The organism is Methylovorus sp. MP688, from assembly GCF_000183115.1.
In the GTDB taxonomy this organism is placed as follows: Bacteria; Pseudomonadota; Gammaproteobacteria; order Burkholderiales; family Methylophilaceae; genus Methylovorus; species Methylovorus glucosotrophus.
In genome coordinates this window covers 1,596,951-1,615,612 of the sequence record NC_014733.1, presented here as the reverse complement: position 1 = coordinate 1,615,612, position 18,662 = coordinate 1,596,951, and the positions used below count along the sequence as shown (strand labels likewise).

Here is an 18,662-nt window from a genome sequence, read left to right as displayed (position 1 = left end):
CCTAGAGGCCGGCTTCGATAGCGGAGAGAACGTCGCCCAGGGTGGGCAAGTCGGTCGCACGCAATTGTTTGAGTGGCAGTGCCACCGAGCTGTCGCTGCGGAATTGAATGCCTTTGGTTTCAATGCCGGGTACCGCGACCGGAATAAAGACATCCGGCTCGGTTTCAAGCTCCAGATTGGGATGGCCGATCACGATATTGGGAATCTTGCTTGCAGGTGGCAGGCGTGCCGGATTAAAGCTGCTGATCCATACCATGGCATCTACCTGACCTTCTGCCAGCAGGCGGTCAGTAGCATAGTGATGTGGTTCGTAATCCGGGTAGTCATTGCGATAAGACATGCGGAATGGGTAGCCGCTGATCCAGGAGCTGGTGTTGTATGCGCCGACATCGCCTTCGCTGCCACTCAGTGGCAGACCGGATGAGCGGGTCGTGGCATTCAGTTTGTCGACTATGCCGACGATGTTCTGGATAGCCAGTTCGGCATGCGGGAAGTCGAGGGCGCTGGTGGTCCAGGCGACCACGCTGTATTTGGCGGCCTGCAGGCGCTCGGCCAGCTTGGCAAGGTCGGCTACCTGTATGCCGGCCACTTCGGTGGCGATGACTTTTTTGCCCAGCAGAATGGCGCGCAGCACGCCCAGCACTTCGGGTAATTGCGCTACATCACAGGGCAGTACCGTGGGCTGTACGCCTTTGGGCGATACGCCATGGCTGGTATCGAGGTCGCGACCACCGAGATAAACCACTTCGCGGCTGGAGGTGTCCTGGCCAAACATGGTTTCCGGATTCCAGATGTTGCGTTCAAAAAAGCGCGAGAAATAGCTGACGATATCGGTGCCGACCACGAGCAGCAGGTCTACCCGGTTTTTCACTTCGGTCAGCGTGGTGATCTGCCAGCCGGAGTTCTGCATCACCAGCAGATTGCGCATCGAGCTTTTGCCATTCATATGGTCTATGGTCGCGCCTGATTTCTCGGCCAGATTCATCACGGCACGCATGCCCTGAATGTCCGTGCCCAGACCACTCAGCAGTGGATGCTTGGCCCCACCCAGGATTTCGGTGGCTTTGGCAATGGCGGCTTGCAGGTCGCTCGGCTTGCCCGCAATGCGGGGCTGGGTTGTTTTTGGGGTGTACTGGAAGAACTTGACGCCCTTGGCACATGGGTTTTTGATGACTTTCAGTGCACCATCTGCATGTCGTTCCACGCTGAGATCGTCGCAGAGCAGGCCGCAGGCGGGACAGGTGACGGCTTCAATGGTACCGGGGCTGGATAGATCGATTGCTTGAGAGAGATGCTCCATGCGAAACCTTATCGTGTAAGCGGGTACCGGAGTGCCCTAATGATGATTTCCCTGTTATTTTTTAGTGTGCGCTCGGGAGTAACGGCTGCGCATCTATTGAATCTCGGCTGAATCACGGCCTTAAGCGGCCTTGACCCTGCTAACTGCAAGGATTATGCAGCTTAACAAAAGCCAGCGTCAAGATTGAGTTTGCTTGGGATTGCGCGTGCTTTGGCTGCCTGATCGGGATTAATTCTCATCTACACCATCATGTGGTCTCGCAGGGTGGTAGAGATTGTCTTTTTCGGGATATAAAAAACGGCCATGCTGGGCTACAATAAGCCGCTTTTGCAGCCCCCAACAAGCGATCAACGATGTCTAGCGGTTATACCCATCCCTCAGTCAACACGCCCTCTGGTCTTGCCAGTGTGCATGTAAAAACCTCTGCCAGATTGCACATGGGGTTTTTTGATCTGAATGGGGACCTGGGTCGTCGCTTTGGCAGTCTGGGCGTCTCGCTGGATAAGCCATGCACAGCTCTGGCGGCTTATCCCGCTACCACTATCACGGCAGAGGGGCCCGGTGCCAAGCGGGCATTGAAAACCGCACAGCGTATCGCCGATGCCCTCAATCTGCAGGCCGGTGTGCACATTGTCCTTTCGGAAGCTATTCCTGAACATGCCGGGCTTGGGTCCGGGACTCAAATGTCTCTCGCGGTAGGTACTGCCATCAGCCGACTCTATGGCCTCAATCTCAGTTTGCGCGATATTGCTATCCTCACGGCGCGTGGGGCCCGTTCGGGTATTGGTCTTGGTACATTTGCCACAGGCGGCGTGATCGTGGATGGTGGCCGTAGCAGCGAGACCGATGTGCCGCCAGTGATTGCCCATGCGGACTTTCCTGATCAATGGCGCATTCTGTTGATATTTGATCATGGCCGTACCGGTGTGCATGGCAGCCAGGAAGTCGACGCATTCCGCGAGCTGCCTCAATTTCCGGCGCAGAGTGCGGCCGAACTTTGCCGCTACGTGCTGATGCAGGCCTTGCCAGCCCTGGCCGAGCATGATTTGTCTGCCTTTGGCCGCGCCATACGTGAGCTGCAGGAGCGTACCGGGGATCATTTTGCGCCAGCCCAGGGTGGCCGTTATGCCAGCCCCAGAGTGGCGGAAATACTGGATTTTCTGGCGGGGCAGGGTGCGCCATGTCTGGGACAAAGTTCCTGGGGGCCTACAGGTTTTGCAGTTTTTGCCGATGTTGAAGATGCGGAGCGTATGCTGGAAGCGTTACAATCCCGATATACTGATGAGCAAGGCATTGAATTCCTGCTGTGCAAGGGCGGCAATGCTGGCGCTGAAATAAGCGTAGTTCAGGAACTCCTGGCCTAAAAACAATTAATGAATTTTTATGCGAGTAGTGCAGTTTCAAGTAGTTAAGCAGTGAGCGGGCTGGGAACAGCCTGAAATTTAAAAACAGAACCACCTTTGCGAGGGCAAGCGACATGGAAGGGACCAAAGTGGAAAAGCCGTACGTATTACATTTTATTACACCAGCTAAAAATGCCAGCCCGTTTGACGTCAATATGGCGTATGACGCTGGTTACGATGCCATCGCGCAATATACCAATGTACAACTGAGTGAAGTGACCGGCCTCGTGCAGGATGCCATTTTCTCGCGTGGCCCTCGTGGCGTATGGCGCACCGGCATGCTGATCGGTGGCCGTGATGTTGATCTGGCCATGGATATGCTGGAAACAGCCAAGAAGTCCATGGTGCCACCATTCGAAATTTCCGTATTTGCCGATCCTTCCGGCGCATTTACGACCTCCGCTGCCATGATGGCACGCGTTGAGCAGCTGCTGACCAAGTATTACGGCGGTACGCTGCAAGGCCGCAAGGTCAGCATTTTCGGCGCAACCGGCCCAGTGGGTGGTTGTACCGCCGTGATTGCGTCCAAGTACGGTGCAACTGTTGAAATGGTCGCCCACCGCGCGCTGTCCGATGTGGTGGAAAAAGCCGAAGCCTATAACAAGCGTTACGGTACCAATATCCAGTGCGTGGATGGCAGCACCGATGAGCTGAAGACCAAGATTCTGGCTACCAGCGATGTTGCTCTGTGCTGTGCCGCTGCTGGCGTGCGCGTGCTGACCATCGAGCAGATGAAGACTTCCAAGACGCTGAAAGTCGTAGCGGATGTGAACGCCGTTCCACCTACCGGTGCTGAAGGCGTGGGCGTCATGGCCGACGGCGTGCTGATCGAAGGTACAGAAATCTACGGTATCGGTGCCCTGGCGATCGGTAATATCAAATATCAAACCCAGCAACGTCTGTTCAAGAAAATGCTGGAAGGTCAGAGCCATGTGTACATCGATTTCATTACCGCCTTTGAACTGGCGCGTAAAGATCTCGTATAGGTAGCTCTGAAACACCAGATTGCCATAGTGGCGGCGATTGCCCGCCCTTATGTCGCAGCAGCATCGGCAGCGGGGTATCACGTACTCGCTGCCGATGTTTTTGGTGATGAGGACACGCGAGCAGCCAGTGCCGCCTTGCTGGTGTTGCCCTATCGCGATGGCGGGTTTACCGAGGATGCGATACGCCATACCTTGATCCCGGCGCTGTCTTTGCATCAGATTCCGTATCTGTTGTACGGCAGTGGCTTTGAAACCAATCCATCCTTGCTCGACCTGTTTTCCCCGCATATCGCCATACTGGGGAATACCTCATCCACTATTTCACGCTGCAAGTCTCCCGGGGATTTTTACGCCAGCTGTCTTGCCCTCGATATTCCTGTCCCTGATACCCGGTTTGCGCTTGAGTCACTTATCGATGAGACGCTGGATGCATGGTTATGCAAGCGGGCAGGGCATGCCGGTGGCATGCATGTCACGCCTGTCGCTGCTGGCATGCCCGAACCTGAAGTGGATGTCTATTTTCAGCGCAAGATCGCGGGTCAGCCAGTCTCGCTGCTCTTTCTGGCGCATGATGACCAAGTACATATAGTCGGTTTTCAGCGTCAGCTGGTGTGTCCGCATGGCAACTTGCCGTACCGCTATGCCGGGCTGGTCGGGCCTTTGGCACTGGCGCCCGGTGTGCAGGATGCGCTTGTACAGGCGGCGAGTAGATTGACCAGCCATTATGGTTTGAGAGGGCTCAATAGCCTGGATGCGATCATGGTGGAGGATGCGATTTTTGTGCTGGAAATAAACCCGCGCTTGAGTGCGAGTCTGGCGCTGTATGAGCATCAGGCCCAGTGGTTGCGAGCGCATGTGGCGACATGCCTGGGGGAGCCTCAAGTGAATATTCCTGCTGCGGCGCCATCTGGGGTGGGACAGGTGAGGGCGAATCTGGTATGTTATTCCCCCATTGACGTTGAGGTGCCGGCTGGCTTTGCATGGCCTTCGTGGGTGGTTGACCGGCCGCCTGCGGGCACACGCATTCAGCAGCACATGCCGCTTTGCACCATCGTGGCAACAGCAGGGAATGACGGGGAAGCAGAACATCTGGCGCGTCAGCGCGCGCAAGCATTGAATGAAGCATTAAATAATATCGAACCATCAGGAGAATCACATGAGTCAAGCAGCTTTGGATGTCAGTCGTTGGCCTAGCGTTAACAAACTCACCGCGCCTCTGGTGCAATACATTCTGGATAACGCCGATGCGCTGCGTGTCGGCGTTGAGAAGCATGCGACAGGCGCAACCATTGTCGATGCTGGCATCAAGTCGCCAGGTGGTCTGGAAGCTGGTCGCCTGATTGCCGAAATCTGTATGGGCGGCCTGGGCCACGTCAGCCTGCATAACTCAGCCACGTTTGCCCATTGGCCCTGGATGCTGTCCGTGCATTCCAACAACCCTATCCTGTCCTGCCTGGGTAGCCAGTACGCTGGTTGGAGCCTCTCCCACGAAAAGTTCTTCTCACTCGGTTCCGGCCCAGGCCGTGCATTGGCCGGCCGTGAAGAGCTTTACAAAGAGCTTGGCTATCAGGACAAGTTTGACTCCGCATGTCTGGTGTTGGAGAGCGACAAGGCCCCACCAACAGAAGTGATTGAAAAGGTTGCCCGCGATACCGGGGTTGCTGCAGACAAGCTGACCTTTATCCTGACGCCTACCCGTAGCCTGGCCGGTACCGTGCAAATCGTTGCCCGTGTGCTGGAAGTCGCCATGCACAAGATTCATACCCTGCATTTCCCGCTGGATCATGTCGTGGATGGCATGGCGAGTGCGCCAGTGCCGCCACCAGCCCCTGATTTCCTCATCGGCATGGGCCGCACCAACGATGCCATTCTGTTTGGCGGCCATGCCCATATCTTCGTCAAGGGCAGCGATGAAGCCGCAGCCAAGCTTGCACAAGATCTGCCAAGCAGTTCTTCACGCGATTACGGCCGTCCGTTTGCCGAAGTGTTCAAGAGCGTGAACATGGATTTCTACAAGATTGATCCTATGCTGTTCAGCCCGGCTGCCGTCACGGTAACTGCTGTCGATTCCGGCAAGAGCTTTGTCGGTGGCAAACTGGATCAAGCCTTGCTCGATCAGTCATTCGGCTATCCTGCTTAATCGTATTTACGGGTGTTACTTTTGAATCCGCGCATCCCGGTATTTACCGATGATCCGGGCTGGCATGGCAAACGCTTGCGTGAAGCGTTTGCCGCGCGCGGTCTGGAGGCCGTGTTTGTTTCATTGAAAGATTGCCGTCTGGATATCACCCAGGGCCATGCCGGCGTGGTGATTCCAGGCTTTGATCGCTTGCCCGAGTGTGCATTTGTGCGTGGCGTGCCGGGTGGTACGCTACAGCAGGTTATCGTGCGGCTGGATGTGTTGCATGCCTTGCAAATGCTAGGTGTGCGCGTCTACAACGATGGTCGTGCTGTCGAGCGCACGGTAGACAAAGCCATGACCAGTTTTCTGCTACACCGGCATCAGGTGGCCACCCCGGCGACCTGGGTGTGCGAGTCTCGGGCGCAGGCGCATGACATCATCAACCGTGAGCTTGCGGCAGGTCATCATCTGGTGATCAAGCCACTGTTTGGCTCCCAGGGCATGGGGGTGCGCAAACTGGTCCCCGGCTCGGCGCTCCCGGTGCCTATGGATGAACACGTCGACGGTCTTTATTATTTGCAACGCTACATTGATAGCGGGGAAGGGCGCTGGCACGATCACCGCGTATTTGTCATCAATGGCAAGGCCATCGGGGCGATGGTGCGGCATGGCGCCAGCTGGGTAAATAATGTGGCTCAGGGCGGTCGCTGTGAAGTGCTGCCGCACACCGGTGAAATCGCCGAACTTGCCGAGGCTGCAGCCCGCGCAGTCGATATTGATTACTGTGGGGTCGATATTATCCGTGATCGTCATGGCAAGCTCTTCGTACTGGAAGTGAACAGCATCCCGGCCTGGAAGGGCTTGCAAGGGGTGGTTGAATTGGATGTAGCCGAAGCGCTGGTGGATGATTTGCTGGCAAAACTGGCAACCGAGCCTCAATTGAGTCTGGCAAGTTCCTGAATGACTATCTCAGCGAGTGAGTTGGCAGGCCTGTATAAAGAGGCCTGCCTGGCGGAGTTAAGCGCGCTGAAGCCAGGCAATGTACATATTTTTGCGGATGGGCATGGCATGGTCGTGCAGGACTTCATTGCCAGTGCTGAAGCCTCCGCCCAGCCCTTGTGCGAGCCTGGACTGACCGTGGGGCAACGCATACAGCAGGCGATTCAAGCCACCTGGTCCGCCGTTAACTGCAATACCAATCTTGGCATTGTTCTTCTCGCTGCGCCCATGATTCAAGCCTCGTTGGAAGCAGGTCTGCCTTTGAGCGCGCATGCCTTGAGTCATACCTTGCAGAGCTTGACCGTGGACGATGCAAGACTTGCCTATGCGGCCATCTTGCAGGCGTCGCCAGCAGGGTTGGGGAGCAGCGACCAGCATGATGTACATGAAGCACCAGCCGTGACATTGCTACAGGCCATGGAGCAGGCGCAATCTTACGATCTGGTGGCTCGCCAATATGCCAATGGATATCAGGAAATCTTGCAGTTCGGGCTTGGCCGTTACCATGCGGCCATGGCGCAATGGCAACGAGAGGCCTGGGCGGTAAGCGCCGTTTACCTGGGATTTCTCTCCCGTTATCCTGACAGTCACATTGCAAGAAAGTATGGCTTGGCCGCCGCCGAGCGCGTCATGCAGCAAGCGCTGGTGCATGAGCAAAACCTGATGGCGAGCGATAACCCCAAAACCTGCCAGCGTTCCCTCATGACCTTTGATCAGGAATTGAAAACGGCAAAACTCAATCCGGGAACCACCGCCGACCTTACCGTGGCTACCGTGCTGGCAGCTGCATTATTCACGTCTTGAGCCTGGCTCTGGGGAGCAGAACTTATATGTAGTAATTGCCAGAATTCGGTTATACTTGGGTAATTAACGCATGGGTCGGCTGGATGCTTGTTTCGCTGGCTCGTGCTGTGTCAGGCATGTCCGTGCCATGGGCTACAAGCCCTGTATTCACTCACGAATACCGACGGACACGACAAACCCCGTCGTTTCTGCACCTGAATAGCCACTGAACTCAATGCCGCGGCAATTATCGCCGGTGGCATTATATTTTTCTGATGTTCCTGATACATGCCAGCACAGCTGGCGTACAGGGCGCGAATTGTTAAGTTGTATTGTTTGGTTTGCATTATTGAATTCATTTAAAGGAGGAGCAGTATGGCTAATTTGTTAGAGCAGTTGAAAGAGATGACCACTATCGTTGCTGACACCGGCGACGTTGAAGCGATCAAGAGTGTTAAGCCTGTTGATGCCACGACCAACCCATCCCTGCTGCTCAAGGCAAGTACTTTGCCTCAATACGCCCACCTGATTGACGATGCAATTGCTTACGCAAAAGCACAAGGTGGCAGCAAGGAAGCACAAATTGAAAACGCAGCCGACAAACTGGCTGTGCTGATCGGTATTGAAATTTCCAAGGTTGTTCCTGGCCGTATCTCCACTGAAGTGGATGCACGCCTGTCCTTCAACATCGACAAGATGGTGGCCAAGGGCCGCAAGCTGATGAAGCTGTATGAAGAAGCTGGTGTAGGCAAGGATCGCGTTCTGATCAAGCTGGCATCTACCTGGGAAGGTATCAAGGCTGGTGAAATCCTGGAAAAAGAAGGCATCAACTGTAACCTGACCCTGCTGTTCGGTTTCGGTCAAGCCCGTGCCTGCGCAGAAGCTGGCGTATTCCTGATTTCTCCATTCGTTGGCCGTATCCTTGACTGGTACAAAGCCAAGAACCCAGGCACTGAATACACTCAGGAAACTGACCCAGGCGTTGTGTCCGTACGTGCGATCTACGCTTACTACAAAGAACACGGTTACAAAACCGTTGTGATGGGCGCTTCGTTCCGTAACACTGGCGAGCTGATTGCTCTGGCTGGTTGCGACCGTTTGACCGTTTCGCCTAACCTGCTGCAAGATCTGGCAGCGACTGAAGGTACCCTGACTCGCGTTCTGAGCGACACCGGTGCCAAGTCCACCCCACCAGCCAAGATGACCGAAGAAGAGTTCCGTTTCGCTCTGAACGAAGACCCTATGGCCACTGAAAAGCTGGCTGAAGGTATCCGTGGTTTCGTGGTAGACCAAAACAAGCTGGAAAAGGCACTGGCTGAAAAGCTGTAATATTGCTGACTTGAATAGCGCTAATAATCAATTTATTAGCGCTATTCACTTTATTCAAGTAGTACATAAGTGCTATTGGATTTACCTAGCTTAACGTTGACATCAACTTTGATTCCAACTTAAGATAGTTTTTCTAAAAACTAAGCACTTAATTTTTTAAACCAACTGGAGGAAGTACATCGTGGCATTAACTCAAATGGCATTAGACTCACTGGATTTTGACGCAACCGTAGCTCTGGCTACCACTGTTGCTCCACACGTGGACATCCTGGAAATCGGTACCCCATGCATCAAGCACAACGGTATCAAGCTGCTGGAAACTCTACGCGCCAAGTTCCCAAACAACAAGATCCTGGTTGACCTGAAGACCATGGACGCTGGCTTCTACGAAGCTGAGCCTTTCTACAAAGCTGGCGCTGACATCTGCACCGTTCTGGGTACTGCTGACCTGGGCACTATCAAGGGTGTAATTGACGCTGCTAACAAGTACGGCAAAGAAGCTCAAATCGACCTGATCAACGTTGCTGACAAAGCTGCTCGCACTCAAGAAGCTGCTAAGCTGGGCGCGCACATCATCGGCGTACACACTGGTCTGGACCAACAAGCTGCTGGTCAAACCCCATTTGCTGACCTGGCTCTGGTAGCTGGTCTGAACCTGGGCGTTAAGATCTCTGTTGCTGGTGGCGTTAAGGCTGCAACCGTTAAGCAAGTTAAAGACGCTGGTGCTACCATCATCGTTGCTGGCGCTGCTATCTACGGTGCTGCTGATCCTGCTGCTTCTGCTGCTGAAATCACTTCGCTGGCTCACTAAGCATCAAATTCCAGGGATTAAACCCATCTAGGAATTTAATGTAGTGATGAAAAATCCCGACTCAGCAATGTGTCGGGATTTTTTTTGAACATCAACGCTTACCGTCATTAAGGACATTCAAATGGATCATCAACAATTTATTCTGGACAAGCTGTCCGGCATTCTCAATGTGACCGACAAGACCAAGGGTGCTGAACTCTTGAAGCTGGTTGAAGCTGCTGGCCGTACGTTTATCGGTGGCGCTGGCCGCTCTTTGCTGGTTTCGCGTTTCTTCGCGATGCGCCTTGTACACGCTGGCTACAATGTCAGCATGGTGGGTGAGGTTGTTACCCCCGCCATCAAGTCTGGCGATCTTCTGATTCTGGTTTCGGGCTCTGGTGGCACTGAAACTCTGTTGCCTTTCGTGAAGAAAGCCAAGTCGCTGGGTGCCAAGCTGGTTGTTATCTCCATGAAGAAAACATCGCCTATGGCCGATGCCGCTGATCTGGTTATCCAGATTGGTCAGGATGACAGTTTCCCACTGACCAAGGGTATGCCAATGGGCTCCCAGTTCGAGCTGTCCACTCTGATTTTCCTGGAAGGCGTTATCTCTGAGCTGATCCATGCCAAGGGCCTGACAGAAGAAGGTATGCGCGCTATCCACGCTAACCTGGAGTAATCGTGCAAGCCTTCGGCATGTATTTTTCATGCCGGAGATAAAGAAAAACCGCAGTGTGCCGTTAACAAAGGCAACTGCGGTTTTTTTATGGTGGCGATGAATATATTGGAAGCCTTCAATTAGCCTGCATCCGGCCGCGCTTTTGTGTATAATTAGCGCAAAATTTTGATGGCTTGACGTTAAACAGACGGTAGGCTAGGTATGGCACCGCTAACCAAGCGATGCTATTTTTGTTTCTGCGGAAACTTTTATTTGGAGAATGAAATGGCTGTTATTGATCGTGTTCTAGTGGGTGAAGCTCTTGTGATTGACAACCGTCCTGACGGTAGCGGACTCGACCTCTTGAATGTTGCCCACATCGACTTGATCATCGGGCCACGTGGTAGCGCTGCAGAAGACGCTTTCTGCCGTACCCTGACCGACCAAAAAGAAGGTGTAAATGGTTTGCTGGCTGTTGTGGCTCCTAACATGATGACCAAGCCAGCTACCGTGATGTTCAACAAAGTGACCATCAAGAACGGCAAGCAAGCTGTTCAAATGTTTGGCCCAGCTCAACGCGGCGTTTCCATGGCCGTAATGGACTGCGTTGCTGACGGCACCATTCCTCAAGACGAAGCTGATGATGTGTTCATCTGCGTTGGCGTATTCATCGATCACAAGGCTGATATCGATGAGCGTATCCAAGAGTGGAACTACCAAGCTACCAAGCAAGCTATCAAGAGCGCTGTCGCTCGCGAGCCTAAGGTGGCTGATGTGCTGAAGAACTACAAAGCTTCTGCCCATCCTTTCCAAGCTAAGTAAGTCCAAAAGCGCCCCACACAATGGGGCGTTTTTCATTAAGGCACAGTTGCTCTTGTAGCTTCTGTGCCTTCTCTTTGCCAGTAAAAACAGAGGATTAATCATGTCCATACTGGATCGTCTATTTACATTGTTTTCAACGAAGCCCGAGGGCAAGGCGTCATCTGCGCATGTGATTGATCGCGTGCTGGTAGGCGAGGCTCTTGTCATTGAAGACATGGATCTCAAAAATGTGTCTCATATTGAGCTGATCATCGGACCGCGAGGCAGTGCCGCCGAGCGCGCTTTCACACGTACGCTGACAACCCAGCGACGTGGCATCAATGGCTTGCTGGCCGTGGTTGCGCCCAATGTCCGCACGCAACCCGCTACCGTGATGTATAACAAGGTGACGATCAAGAATGGCAAACAGGCTGTTCAAATGTTTGGTCCGGCACAACGCGGAGTGGCGATGGCGGTGATGGACTGCGTCGCAGAAGGGACTATCCCGGAAAATGAAGCGGACAATCTCTTTATTTGCGTAGGTGTCTTTATTGATGCCAAAGCAGACGATGACCGGAAAATCCAGGAGTGGAATTACCGTGCTACCAAATTGGCTCTGGAAGGGGCCATCAAGCGTGAGCCCAGCGTGGATTATCTGCTGAAAAACTACCAGGCATCCAGGCATCCATTTCAGGCCAAATAGTACTTAGCTGAATAATCCTGTTCGGGAGGGTTCAGCCAGATCTAAGAAGTGCAGATTTCCTGATGGTTTCGTTACAGGCTGATGTGTGCAATATCCTGGCTGCTGATTTGCCCCGAGTGCAGGGCGCTTGCCACCAGAGCACCTGCGATGCCTTGTTCGCGCAGTCGCTGTAAATCGTTAATGTCCCTGACCCCGCCAGCACCGTAGAGTTTGCCATGCTGTGCCATGCCTACGAGCTGTTGCAACCGAGCATGGTCTGGCCCTTGATTACTGCCAACATTGGCAAGCGTCATGCCAATCACTTGCTGCGGCCAAAGCTGGGGATTATCAAGCAATCCTTCCGGTCCCTGATAGCGATCCCCCCTAAAATCCAGCGACAATACATGGGCAACGCCCTCGTTTATCAATTCTTGATAGGCGCCAATATCCGGTAAGCTTTCACTGCCGATCACAGGGGTCACTTCAAGTTGAGACCATGGCAGAAGATCGGGAGTGTTTTTGAAGCCAGCATCCAGCCAGATGCGCAATTGAGGATAATGCTGGCGGATAAGTGCGATCTCATCCACATGCGCGGGCTTGCCCTGAATCGCGTTCAAATCGGCAATGTACAGCGTATCAAACGGATATAATTCAAGCAGTGCCCGGGTGATGGCAAGCGGCTGGCTACTGTCGCACAGGCCGGACTCAATGGGGCGGTAATGCTGCCGCTCCCCACGCTTTGCGTGCACGACGTGGTGCTCAAGAAGATCAATAACGGGGATGATGTTCATGTTGGTGAGGCGCGCTGTTTGAAGATACTGGTATGTGAATATATCACTGGCGGCGGATTATACCGTACGCCTTTGCCGCCGTCGCTGGCTAAGGAAGGCACGATGATGCGGGACGCCTTGCTGGCTGATTTGCTTGCGTTGGTTGACCTGCAGATTGTGCTCACCTGTGATACCCGTGTTCCTTGTCCATATGCGGAAGTTGAAGTGCTGTGGGTGAATGATGACCCCTGGAATATATGGGAAGCCGCCATGCAAGGGGTCGACGCGGTCTGGTTGATCGCGCCGGAAACGGAAGGCATATTGCTACGCTTGACCCTGATGGCGGAAAAGCTGGGCAAGCGAGTGTTGGGCAATCCCGGCAGTGCCATTCAAATCGCTAGCAGCAAGTCCGCCACCCTGCGTCTCTTGAGTGATGCGGGATTGACTGTGGTGCCCACGTTGAACAAGGAAACACTGACAGCTGAACGCTTTATTCCGTTAGTGACAAAGCCGGACGATGGGGCCGGTGCGGAAGAGACCTATTATTTTGAGGATTGGCCATCTTACGCCGACTGGATAAAAGACCATGCCTCCCATACCATTCAAGCCTATGTTCAAGGGGAGGCCGCAAGTCTGTCCATGCTTTGTCTGCATGGGCGAGCCTGGTTGTTGAGCTGCAATCGCCAAGACATCAGCTTGAAACAGCAGGGCGCTTACGCAGGCTTTGCCTATGCAGGCAGCGTGCTGAATGGCATGGCTGCCTATTGGCAAGCCTTTGCTGAGCTGGCACAAGGGGTTGCCCAGGCCATGCCAGACCTTGCCGGCTATGTGGGAGTAGACGTGATCGTGACCGCGACAGGGGCTTTGCACATACTGGAAGTGAATCCGCGATTGACGACCTCGTACGTGGGGCTGCAAGCCGCCACAGGCCTTAATCCGGCGCGCCTGATCATGGACTTGTTCTATAATCCTGACTTTAGTTTACCTCCGATCAACCGTCATCTCGTGGAAGTCTCTACTCATGTCTAATCTGATGGCAGATCGCCCCCTTACGCTGGGGTGGGATGTGGGTGGTGCCCATCTCAAGGCAGCCCTGCTGAATGCGGATGGGGTCGCGCTGCGCGTGGTGCAGGTGGCATGCCCCATTTGGCAGGGTCTGGACCGATTGTCCGCCGCCGTGCACCAGGTGCTGGATCAGCTACCGGCTTATCCGCAGCAGCATGTGGTCACCATGACCGGCGAGCTGGCCGATATTTTTCCTGACCGGCTGAGCGGTGTCATGCAAATTGCCGATGTGTTAAGTCAGCAATTGATAGGCAAGCTCAGCTTTTACGCAGGCCGTCAGGGGTTTATTGCCCTGGCCGATGTGTCTTTTTACGCCAATGACGTCGCCTCTGCCAACTGGCTGGCCAGTGCCGATTTTGTGGCACGTCAGGTCGAGCACGGGGTGTTTGTGGACATTGGCAGCACGACGGCCGATATTGTCTCGCTGGTTTCCTCAAAACCGGCACCGCGCGGCTACAGCGATGCTGCCCGCATGCGGGCGGGTGAGCTGGTTTATACGGGCGTGGTGCGCACGCCGCTCATGGCCGTGACGCCTCGCATCAGCTTCGGTGGTGAGTATTACGCGCTTGCCGCCGAACATTTTGCAACCACGGCGGATGTTTACCGTCTTACAGGGGATCTGGACGAGGCCCATGACATGGCGGCCACTGCGGATGGTGCAGGCAAAACCCCGGCAGACAGCGCCCGCAGGCTGGCACGCATGATAGGCCACGATCTGGGCGATGCTGAAGCCGAGGCCTGGCTGTTGCTGGCGCATGCCTTCAAGCATGCCCAGCTGGATACCTTGCGCGAAGCGCTCTTGCGTAGCGCATCCCTGCATCCACAAACCGCATTTGGCGCGATGGTGGGCGCGGGTGCCGGACGTTTTCTGGTCGCTGAGCTGGCGGCACAATTACACAGGAAATACATTGAAGTGCAGACCCTGATACAAGCGGTGGATGAAGATGTACAGCGCTGGGCAGCCATTTGTCTGCCCGCATATGCGGTAGCTTACCTGGCGGTACAGCATGCTTAAGCACGCCATTCCTTATCCGCCCGATAGCGCGGTGCTGTTTGCGCGGATTGCGCATGAGCCGTGGGCGGTGTTTCTGGACAGCGGCAAGCCGGGGAGTGCTTATGGCCGTTACGACATCCTGGCAGCGCGGCCCTATATCCGTATAACGACGACAGATGGCGTGACGACGATTTCGGATGATGCAGGTAGCCATGATCATCATGAGGATGCCTTTGCCCTGATCAATCAGATATTGGCGGCTTCCGCCACGCCTCCGGGGCAACTGCCCTTTGAAGGCGGGGCCATTGGCTATTTTGGCTATGATCTGGGGCGCACTCTGGAGACGCTGCCAGAGCTCGCGCAGGATGCAGAGCATATCCCGCAATTGCAATTGGGCATTTATGACTGGGCGTTGGTGGTGGATCACCGCGAGCAGGCGGCCTGGCTGGTTTCGCATCAGCGTCACCCCTCCACCGAACAGACCTGGGCTGAACTCTGTCGACTGTTCGAAGCCCCATTACCTGATACCGCGGGTACGTTTGAGGTCAGCAGCGCGCTCCAATCCAATCTGGATGAAGCGGCTTATGCGCAGGCTTTTCATCGTATCAAGCGCTATATCCACGAAGGCGATTGTTACCAGGTTAACCTTGCGCAGCGCTTTTCGGTGCAAGCAAAGGGTGATGCCTGGCAAGCCTATCGTTACCTGCGCACGCATAGTCCCGCACCGTTCATGGCGTATTTGAATTTTCCGCAGGTGCAGATTCTGTCTGGCTCGCCTGAGCGTTTTCTGCAGGTGAAAGATGGGCATGTGGAAACGCGCCCCATCAAGGGAACCCGGCCCAGAGCGGAAGACCCGCAACAGGATAAGAGCAATGCTGACGATTTGCAGCACAGTCTCAAGGATAGGGCCGAGAATCTGATGATCGTCGATCTGTTGCGCAACGATATCGGCAAGAGCTGCGCCGTGGGCTCGGTGCGGGCAGACAAACTGTTTGCGCTGGAAAGCTTCTCCAATGTCCATCATCTGGTGAGCACGGTCAGCGGCGAGCTTTCGCCGGGCACCACAGCGGTGGACCTGTTACGCGGGAGTTTTCCCGGCGGTTCCATTACCGGAGCCCCCAAGTTGCGCTCCATGGAAATTATCGAAGAGCTGGAACCGCATCGCCGCGGCGTTTATTGCGGGGCCATTGGCTACATGGGCTTTGATGGCAATATGGATACCAATATTGCCATCCGTACTGCCGTTTTCTCTGAAAACAGTCTGCGCTTTTGGGCCGGGGGCGGTATCGTCGCCGACTCCGTGATGGAAAAAGAGTACCGCGAAACCTGGGACAAGGCGTCTTCCATGTTGCAACTGGTCGCACATTTTCAGAAAGCAGGGTGATATGTGGGTGATTAAACTGGGCGGTAGCCTGCTGGGCTCCCCTGAGCTGCCGCAATGGCTGGAGATGATTGCGCAGCACAGCGATGGCAAGTTCATTATCGTGCCCGGGGGCGGAGTGTTTGCCGATGCCGTGCGCAGTGCCCAGACCAAAACCGGCATTCCCGACCCCGTCGCCCATCAGATGGCGGTAATGGCCATGGACCAGTATGGCATCCTGCTCACTGGGCTTAATCCTGCGCTGGTGACTGCCAGCAGCGAGCTGGAGATAGCCGAGCGTGGCTGGCAGCATCGTGCCCTGGTGTGGCTGCCGTCGCGCATGGTGTGCGCAGACGAGGCGATTCCCACCAATTGGGATGTGACGTCTGATAGCCTTGCTGCCTGGCTTGCCAGTCGGCTTGGTGCCGAGCACCTGTTGCTGGTGAAGTCGGACCGTCCAGAGGCCAGCGAAGTCTCACTGGAGCGCCTGGTGAAGGATGGCCTGGTCGACACACATCTGGGCGATTATGTCGTCGGGCAAGCATTCAAGACCTGGGTCGTCCACAAGCAGGATTCCCATGTGTTGCAGCAGGGTGATTCCTTGCAGCAATTGCAGCAGGGCGCCGTGGCTGTGCGTTGCGCCTGGAATTAAATCCGCACGCGGTGCAGTGGCCGCATTTTTCATCGACAAGGAGATTCAATCATGAGTGATCTCGTGGATACACCTAATACCCAGGATCGCGTGTACAGCGAATCTGAAATCCAGGCAAAAATTGCGGCCGAGTTTCCGCACTGGTTTTACGAGGATGGCTGGATTCGCCGCAAATACAAGACCAGCGGCTGGAAAGCGACCCTGATGGTAGTGAATACCGTCGGCCATTTGGCGGAGGCCGCCTGGCATCATCCTGATTTAACGGTGTCCTATGCCTTTGTCATCGTCAAGCTTTGCACCCACAGTGCCAAAGGCATCACCGACAAGGACTGGACGCTGGCCGCCAAAATCGAATCCGTGATTCAGTGGCAGCCGGGCAAGGAGGGCGGGGCGCTGGAAGGCACGCCGAACGACGACCCACGCTTCAAGTACATCAAGTACGATTAAATCTCAGGCCTCAGCGGCGTCGATTTCTGAAAAGAAAGCATAGTGCCGCTGACTGTCGCGCTTGGCGATATACATCGCCTGGTCGGCCTTGTTAACAATGGTGGCTTCATCCTGCGCATGGTCGGGATAAATGCAGATACCGATGCTGGCTTCCTGATAGAGGGTCACGGATTCGGTGGTAAATGGGGCTCGTAACGCCGCCAGCAGGTTGCGCACGACCTTCTCGCTGTCTTCAACGCAGCTGATGGAGTTCAGCAAAATCACGAACTCATCGCCGCCAAGCCGCGATACGGTATCCTCTTCCCGCAACTGACTGCGCAGACGTCTGGCAATCTCCTTCAGCAGCAGATCACCGATGTGATGGCCAAAGCTGTCATTGACCTCTTTGAACTTGTCGAGATCCACAAACAGCACCGCCAGTTTGCTGCCCTGGCGCTTGCAGGCAAACATGCCCTGATGCAAGCGGTCTTCAAACAGCAGGCGGTTGGGCAAGCCCGTGAGCGCGTCATAGTAAGCCAGCTTGTTGAGAGATGCCTCCACCGAGCGTTGCTGGCTGATGTCCGAGATGGTCACGACCTTCAGCGGGCTTTCTTCAAGAGGAAAGTCGGACTCCTGCATGGCCGCATAAAAGGTGGCGCTATCCTGCCGCCTGCCCAGTAGCTGCTTATCCCACTCAAACAGCAGGTGCGCCTTGCGCAGGCCCAGCATGGCTTGCTTGTCGTCATAGCCAAAAAGCTGCGCTGCGGGCTGGTTGGCAGCATGCACCTTGTCATGCTCATCCAGAATCAGGATGCCGGCATTGATGGTGTCGATAATCTTGTCCAGGGTTTCCCGCTGCTTGTTGGCACGCTTCAGTTCACTCTTCATCAATAGCATCACCAATAAAAAGCTGAGTAGCGCCATGCTGAGCATGAGGGTCTGCAGGAAGTACACTTCCTTGGTTTTGTTGACGGCATTGGCTTCCAGGCTGCCTGTCAATTGATTCATCAATCGGAGCAGTTCCTGATTTTGTTGCAGGGCCAGGCTAACGGCAGTATTGAGCTTGGCGCTATCCATGGTTTGGTCAGCCAGCAGATTTTCTATCGCCGACCTGTAGGGTGACCACAGGGCCTCCGCCTGCGTCAGCAACAGACGTGCCTTGGGCTGGGTTACCTTGCTTACTTTTTGCGGGAGATTTTCGGACCCAATGGTCGTGCCGCCCTCGATAAAGCTTCGGAGTGTGTTATCAAACAACTGGTAGGTGAGTTCCAGCTCCTGCAGGCTGGCCTGTCTGGGGCTTTCATCCGAAGGCGCACGTTCCAGTTGCAACAGGCATTTGACCATGCGCTGGGATAGCATGCGCTGGCGCCCGGCAAGGTTGATGACAATGGCATTTTCCTTGACCTGGTCTGACAGCAGGAAGGTAGTGCCGAGCAAGGCCAGGTCCAGCAGGAAAAAGGCTGAAATGGCAATGCTGACGGCGCGAAACCGCGCCTGGTTTTTTTTAGGGAGAAATTCCATACGTCGTTTTATCAAGCAATA

Annotated in this window: 19 protein-coding genes; 16 read left to right on the top strand and 3 right to left on the bottom strand. The window is 54.8% G+C overall.

Annotated elements, in window-relative coordinates:
- Position 1: 1 nt before the first annotated feature.
- Complete coding sequence (locus MPQ_RS07735) at positions 2-1,300, bottom strand: formylmethanofuran dehydrogenase subunit B (RefSeq protein WP_013442347.1); 1,299 nt, start codon at positions 1,298-1,300, stop codon at positions 2-4.
- A gap of 353 nt (positions 1,301-1,653) precedes the next feature.
- Between MPQ_RS07735 and MPQ_RS07730 the strand changes: the two genes are divergently transcribed.
- From MPQ_RS07730 to fae (MPQ_RS07680), 11 genes are all read left to right on the top strand, one after another.
- Positions 1,654-2,664, top strand: coding sequence for a beta-ribofuranosylaminobenzene 5'-phosphate synthase family protein (locus MPQ_RS07730; RefSeq protein ID WP_013442346.1), 1,011 nt, complete (start codon positions 1,654-1,656; stop codon positions 2,662-2,664).
- A 113-nt stretch (positions 2,665-2,777) separates the two neighbouring features.
- Positions 2,778-3,689: an NAD(P)-dependent methylenetetrahydromethanopterin dehydrogenase gene (locus MPQ_RS07725; RefSeq protein WP_193373532.1), complete on the top strand. Its 912-nt coding sequence runs from the start codon at positions 2,778-2,780 to the stop codon at positions 3,687-3,689.
- 27 nt (positions 3,690-3,716) lie between these two features.
- The gene (locus MPQ_RS07720) at positions 3,717-4,883 is read left to right on the top strand and encodes an ATP-grasp domain-containing protein (protein WP_013442344.1); all 1,167 of its coding nucleotides are present in this window, start codon (positions 3,717-3,719) and stop codon (positions 4,881-4,883) included.
- Positions 4,846-5,829 carry a methenyltetrahydromethanopterin cyclohydrolase gene (gene mch / locus MPQ_RS07715; protein WP_013442343.1) on the top strand — a complete coding sequence of 328 codons (984 nt, stop codon included), beginning with the start codon at positions 4,846-4,848 and terminating at the stop codon, positions 5,827-5,829. Before MPQ_RS07720 ends, mch begins: the two co-directional genes overlap by 38 nt.
- 21 nt (positions 5,830-5,850) lie before the next feature.
- Complete coding sequence (locus tag MPQ_RS07710) at positions 5,851-6,771, top strand: RimK family alpha-L-glutamate ligase (protein ID WP_013442342.1); 921 nt, start codon at positions 5,851-5,853, stop codon at positions 6,769-6,771.
- The gene (locus MPQ_RS07705; protein WP_013442341.1) at positions 6,772-7,614 is read left to right on the top strand and encodes a triphosphoribosyl-dephospho-CoA synthase; all 843 of its coding nucleotides are present in this window, start codon (positions 6,772-6,774) and stop codon (positions 7,612-7,614) included.
- Between the two features lie 354 nt (positions 7,615-7,968).
- On the top strand, positions 7,969-8,922 hold the full coding sequence (gene tal / locus MPQ_RS07700) for a transaldolase (RefSeq protein ID WP_013442340.1): 954 nt from the start codon (positions 7,969-7,971) through the stop codon (positions 8,920-8,922).
- Positions 8,923-9,103: 181 nt separating this feature from the next.
- Positions 9,104-9,733, top strand: coding sequence for a 3-hexulose-6-phosphate synthase (gene hxlA, locus MPQ_RS07695; RefSeq protein ID WP_013442339.1), 630 nt, complete (start codon positions 9,104-9,106; stop codon positions 9,731-9,733).
- Between the two features lie 121 nt (positions 9,734-9,854).
- Positions 9,855-10,391, top strand: a complete 537-nt coding sequence (hxlB, locus tag MPQ_RS07690; RefSeq protein ID WP_013442338.1) for a 6-phospho-3-hexuloisomerase — start codon at positions 9,855-9,857, stop codon at positions 10,389-10,391.
- 264 nt (positions 10,392-10,655) lie between these two features.
- Positions 10,656-11,192 (top strand): formaldehyde-activating enzyme, encoded by a 537-nt coding sequence (gene fae, locus MPQ_RS07685; RefSeq protein ID WP_015830180.1) that lies wholly within the window; start codon positions 10,656-10,658, stop codon positions 11,190-11,192.
- Positions 11,193-11,292: 100 nt separating this feature from the next.
- Entirely contained in the window at positions 11,293-11,874 is a 582-nt protein-coding gene (fae, locus tag MPQ_RS07680) for a formaldehyde-activating enzyme (RefSeq protein WP_013442336.1), read from the top strand.
- Between the two features lie 71 nt (positions 11,875-11,945).
- Here fae (MPQ_RS07680) and MPQ_RS07675 read toward each other — a convergent pair whose 3' ends face one another.
- On the bottom strand, positions 11,946-12,644 hold the full coding sequence (locus MPQ_RS07675; RefSeq protein WP_041362178.1) for a HisA/HisF-related TIM barrel protein: 699 nt from the start codon (positions 12,642-12,644) through the stop codon (positions 11,946-11,948).
- A gap of 18 nt (positions 12,645-12,662) precedes the next feature.
- On the opposite strand from MPQ_RS07675, the gene MPQ_RS07670 reads away from it, so the two are divergent.
- Genes MPQ_RS07670 through MPQ_RS07650 form a run of 5 tightly spaced genes read left to right on the top strand, consistent with a single transcriptional unit; the run spans position 12,663 to position 17,141 of the window.
- Positions 12,663-13,652 carry an ATP-grasp domain-containing protein gene (locus tag MPQ_RS07670; RefSeq protein ID WP_041362714.1) on the top strand — a complete coding sequence of 330 codons (990 nt, stop codon included), beginning with the start codon at positions 12,663-12,665 and terminating at the stop codon, positions 13,650-13,652.
- Positions 13,645-14,703: a hydantoinase/oxoprolinase family protein gene (locus tag MPQ_RS07665; RefSeq protein ID WP_013442333.1), complete on the top strand. Its 1,059-nt coding sequence runs from the start codon at positions 13,645-13,647 to the stop codon at positions 14,701-14,703. The genes MPQ_RS07670 and MPQ_RS07665 overlap by 8 nt, the downstream gene beginning before the upstream one ends.
- Complete coding sequence (gene pabB, locus MPQ_RS07660) at positions 14,696-16,066, top strand: aminodeoxychorismate synthase component I (protein WP_013442332.1); 1,371 nt, start codon at positions 14,696-14,698, stop codon at positions 16,064-16,066. Before MPQ_RS07665 ends, pabB begins: the two co-directional genes overlap by 8 nt.
- A 1-nt stretch (position 16,067) precedes the next feature.
- Positions 16,068-16,694: a uridylate kinase gene (locus tag MPQ_RS07655; RefSeq protein ID WP_013442331.1), complete on the top strand. Its 627-nt coding sequence runs from the start codon at positions 16,068-16,070 to the stop codon at positions 16,692-16,694.
- 51 nt (positions 16,695-16,745) lie between these two features.
- Positions 16,746-17,141, top strand: coding sequence for a 4a-hydroxytetrahydrobiopterin dehydratase (locus tag MPQ_RS07650; protein WP_013442330.1), 396 nt, complete (start codon positions 16,746-16,748; stop codon positions 17,139-17,141).
- A 3-nt stretch (positions 17,142-17,144) separates the two neighbouring features.
- Here MPQ_RS07650 and MPQ_RS07645 read toward each other — a convergent pair whose 3' ends face one another.
- A complete protein-coding gene (locus MPQ_RS07645; RefSeq protein ID WP_013442329.1) occupies positions 17,145-18,641 on the bottom strand; it encodes a diguanylate cyclase domain-containing protein in 1,497 nt (498 codons plus the stop codon).
- Positions 18,642-18,662 lie beyond the last annotated feature (21 nt).

Coding starts and splice junctions, on each gene's coding strand:
- MPQ_RS07735 (WP_013442347.1), bottom strand. CDS start 1,300: ATGGAGCATCTCTCTCAAGCAATCGATCTATCCAGCCCCGGTACCATT.
- MPQ_RS07730 (WP_013442346.1), top strand. CDS start 1,654: ATGTCTAGCGGTTATACCCATCCCTCAGTCAACACGCCCTCTGGTCTT.
- MPQ_RS07725 (WP_193373532.1), top strand. CDS start 2,778: ATGGAAGGGACCAAAGTGGAAAAGCCGTACGTATTACATTTTATTACA.
- mch (WP_013442343.1), top strand. CDS start 4,846: ATGAGTCAAGCAGCTTTGGATGTCAGTCGTTGGCCTAGCGTTAACAAA.
- MPQ_RS07705 (WP_013442341.1), top strand. CDS start 6,772: ATGACTATCTCAGCGAGTGAGTTGGCAGGCCTGTATAAAGAGGCCTGC.
- tal (WP_013442340.1), top strand. CDS start 7,969: ATGGCTAATTTGTTAGAGCAGTTGAAAGAGATGACCACTATCGTTGCT.
- hxlB (WP_013442338.1), top strand. CDS start 9,855: ATGGATCATCAACAATTTATTCTGGACAAGCTGTCCGGCATTCTCAAT.
- fae (WP_015830180.1), top strand. CDS start 10,656: ATGGCTGTTATTGATCGTGTTCTAGTGGGTGAAGCTCTTGTGATTGAC.
- fae (WP_013442336.1), top strand. CDS start 11,293: ATGTCCATACTGGATCGTCTATTTACATTGTTTTCAACGAAGCCCGAG.
- MPQ_RS07675 (WP_041362178.1), bottom strand. CDS start 12,644: ATGAACATCATCCCCGTTATTGATCTTCTTGAGCACCACGTCGTGCAC.
- MPQ_RS07665 (WP_013442333.1), top strand. CDS start 13,645: ATGTCTAATCTGATGGCAGATCGCCCCCTTACGCTGGGGTGGGATGTG.
- pabB (WP_013442332.1), top strand. CDS start 14,696: ATGCTTAAGCACGCCATTCCTTATCCGCCCGATAGCGCGGTGCTGTTT.
- MPQ_RS07655 (WP_013442331.1), top strand. CDS start 16,068: ATGTGGGTGATTAAACTGGGCGGTAGCCTGCTGGGCTCCCCTGAGCTG.
- MPQ_RS07650 (WP_013442330.1), top strand. CDS start 16,746: ATGAGTGATCTCGTGGATACACCTAATACCCAGGATCGCGTGTACAGC.
- MPQ_RS07645 (WP_013442329.1), bottom strand. CDS start 18,641: ATGGAATTTCTCCCTAAAAAAAACCAGGCGCGGTTTCGCGCCGTCAGC.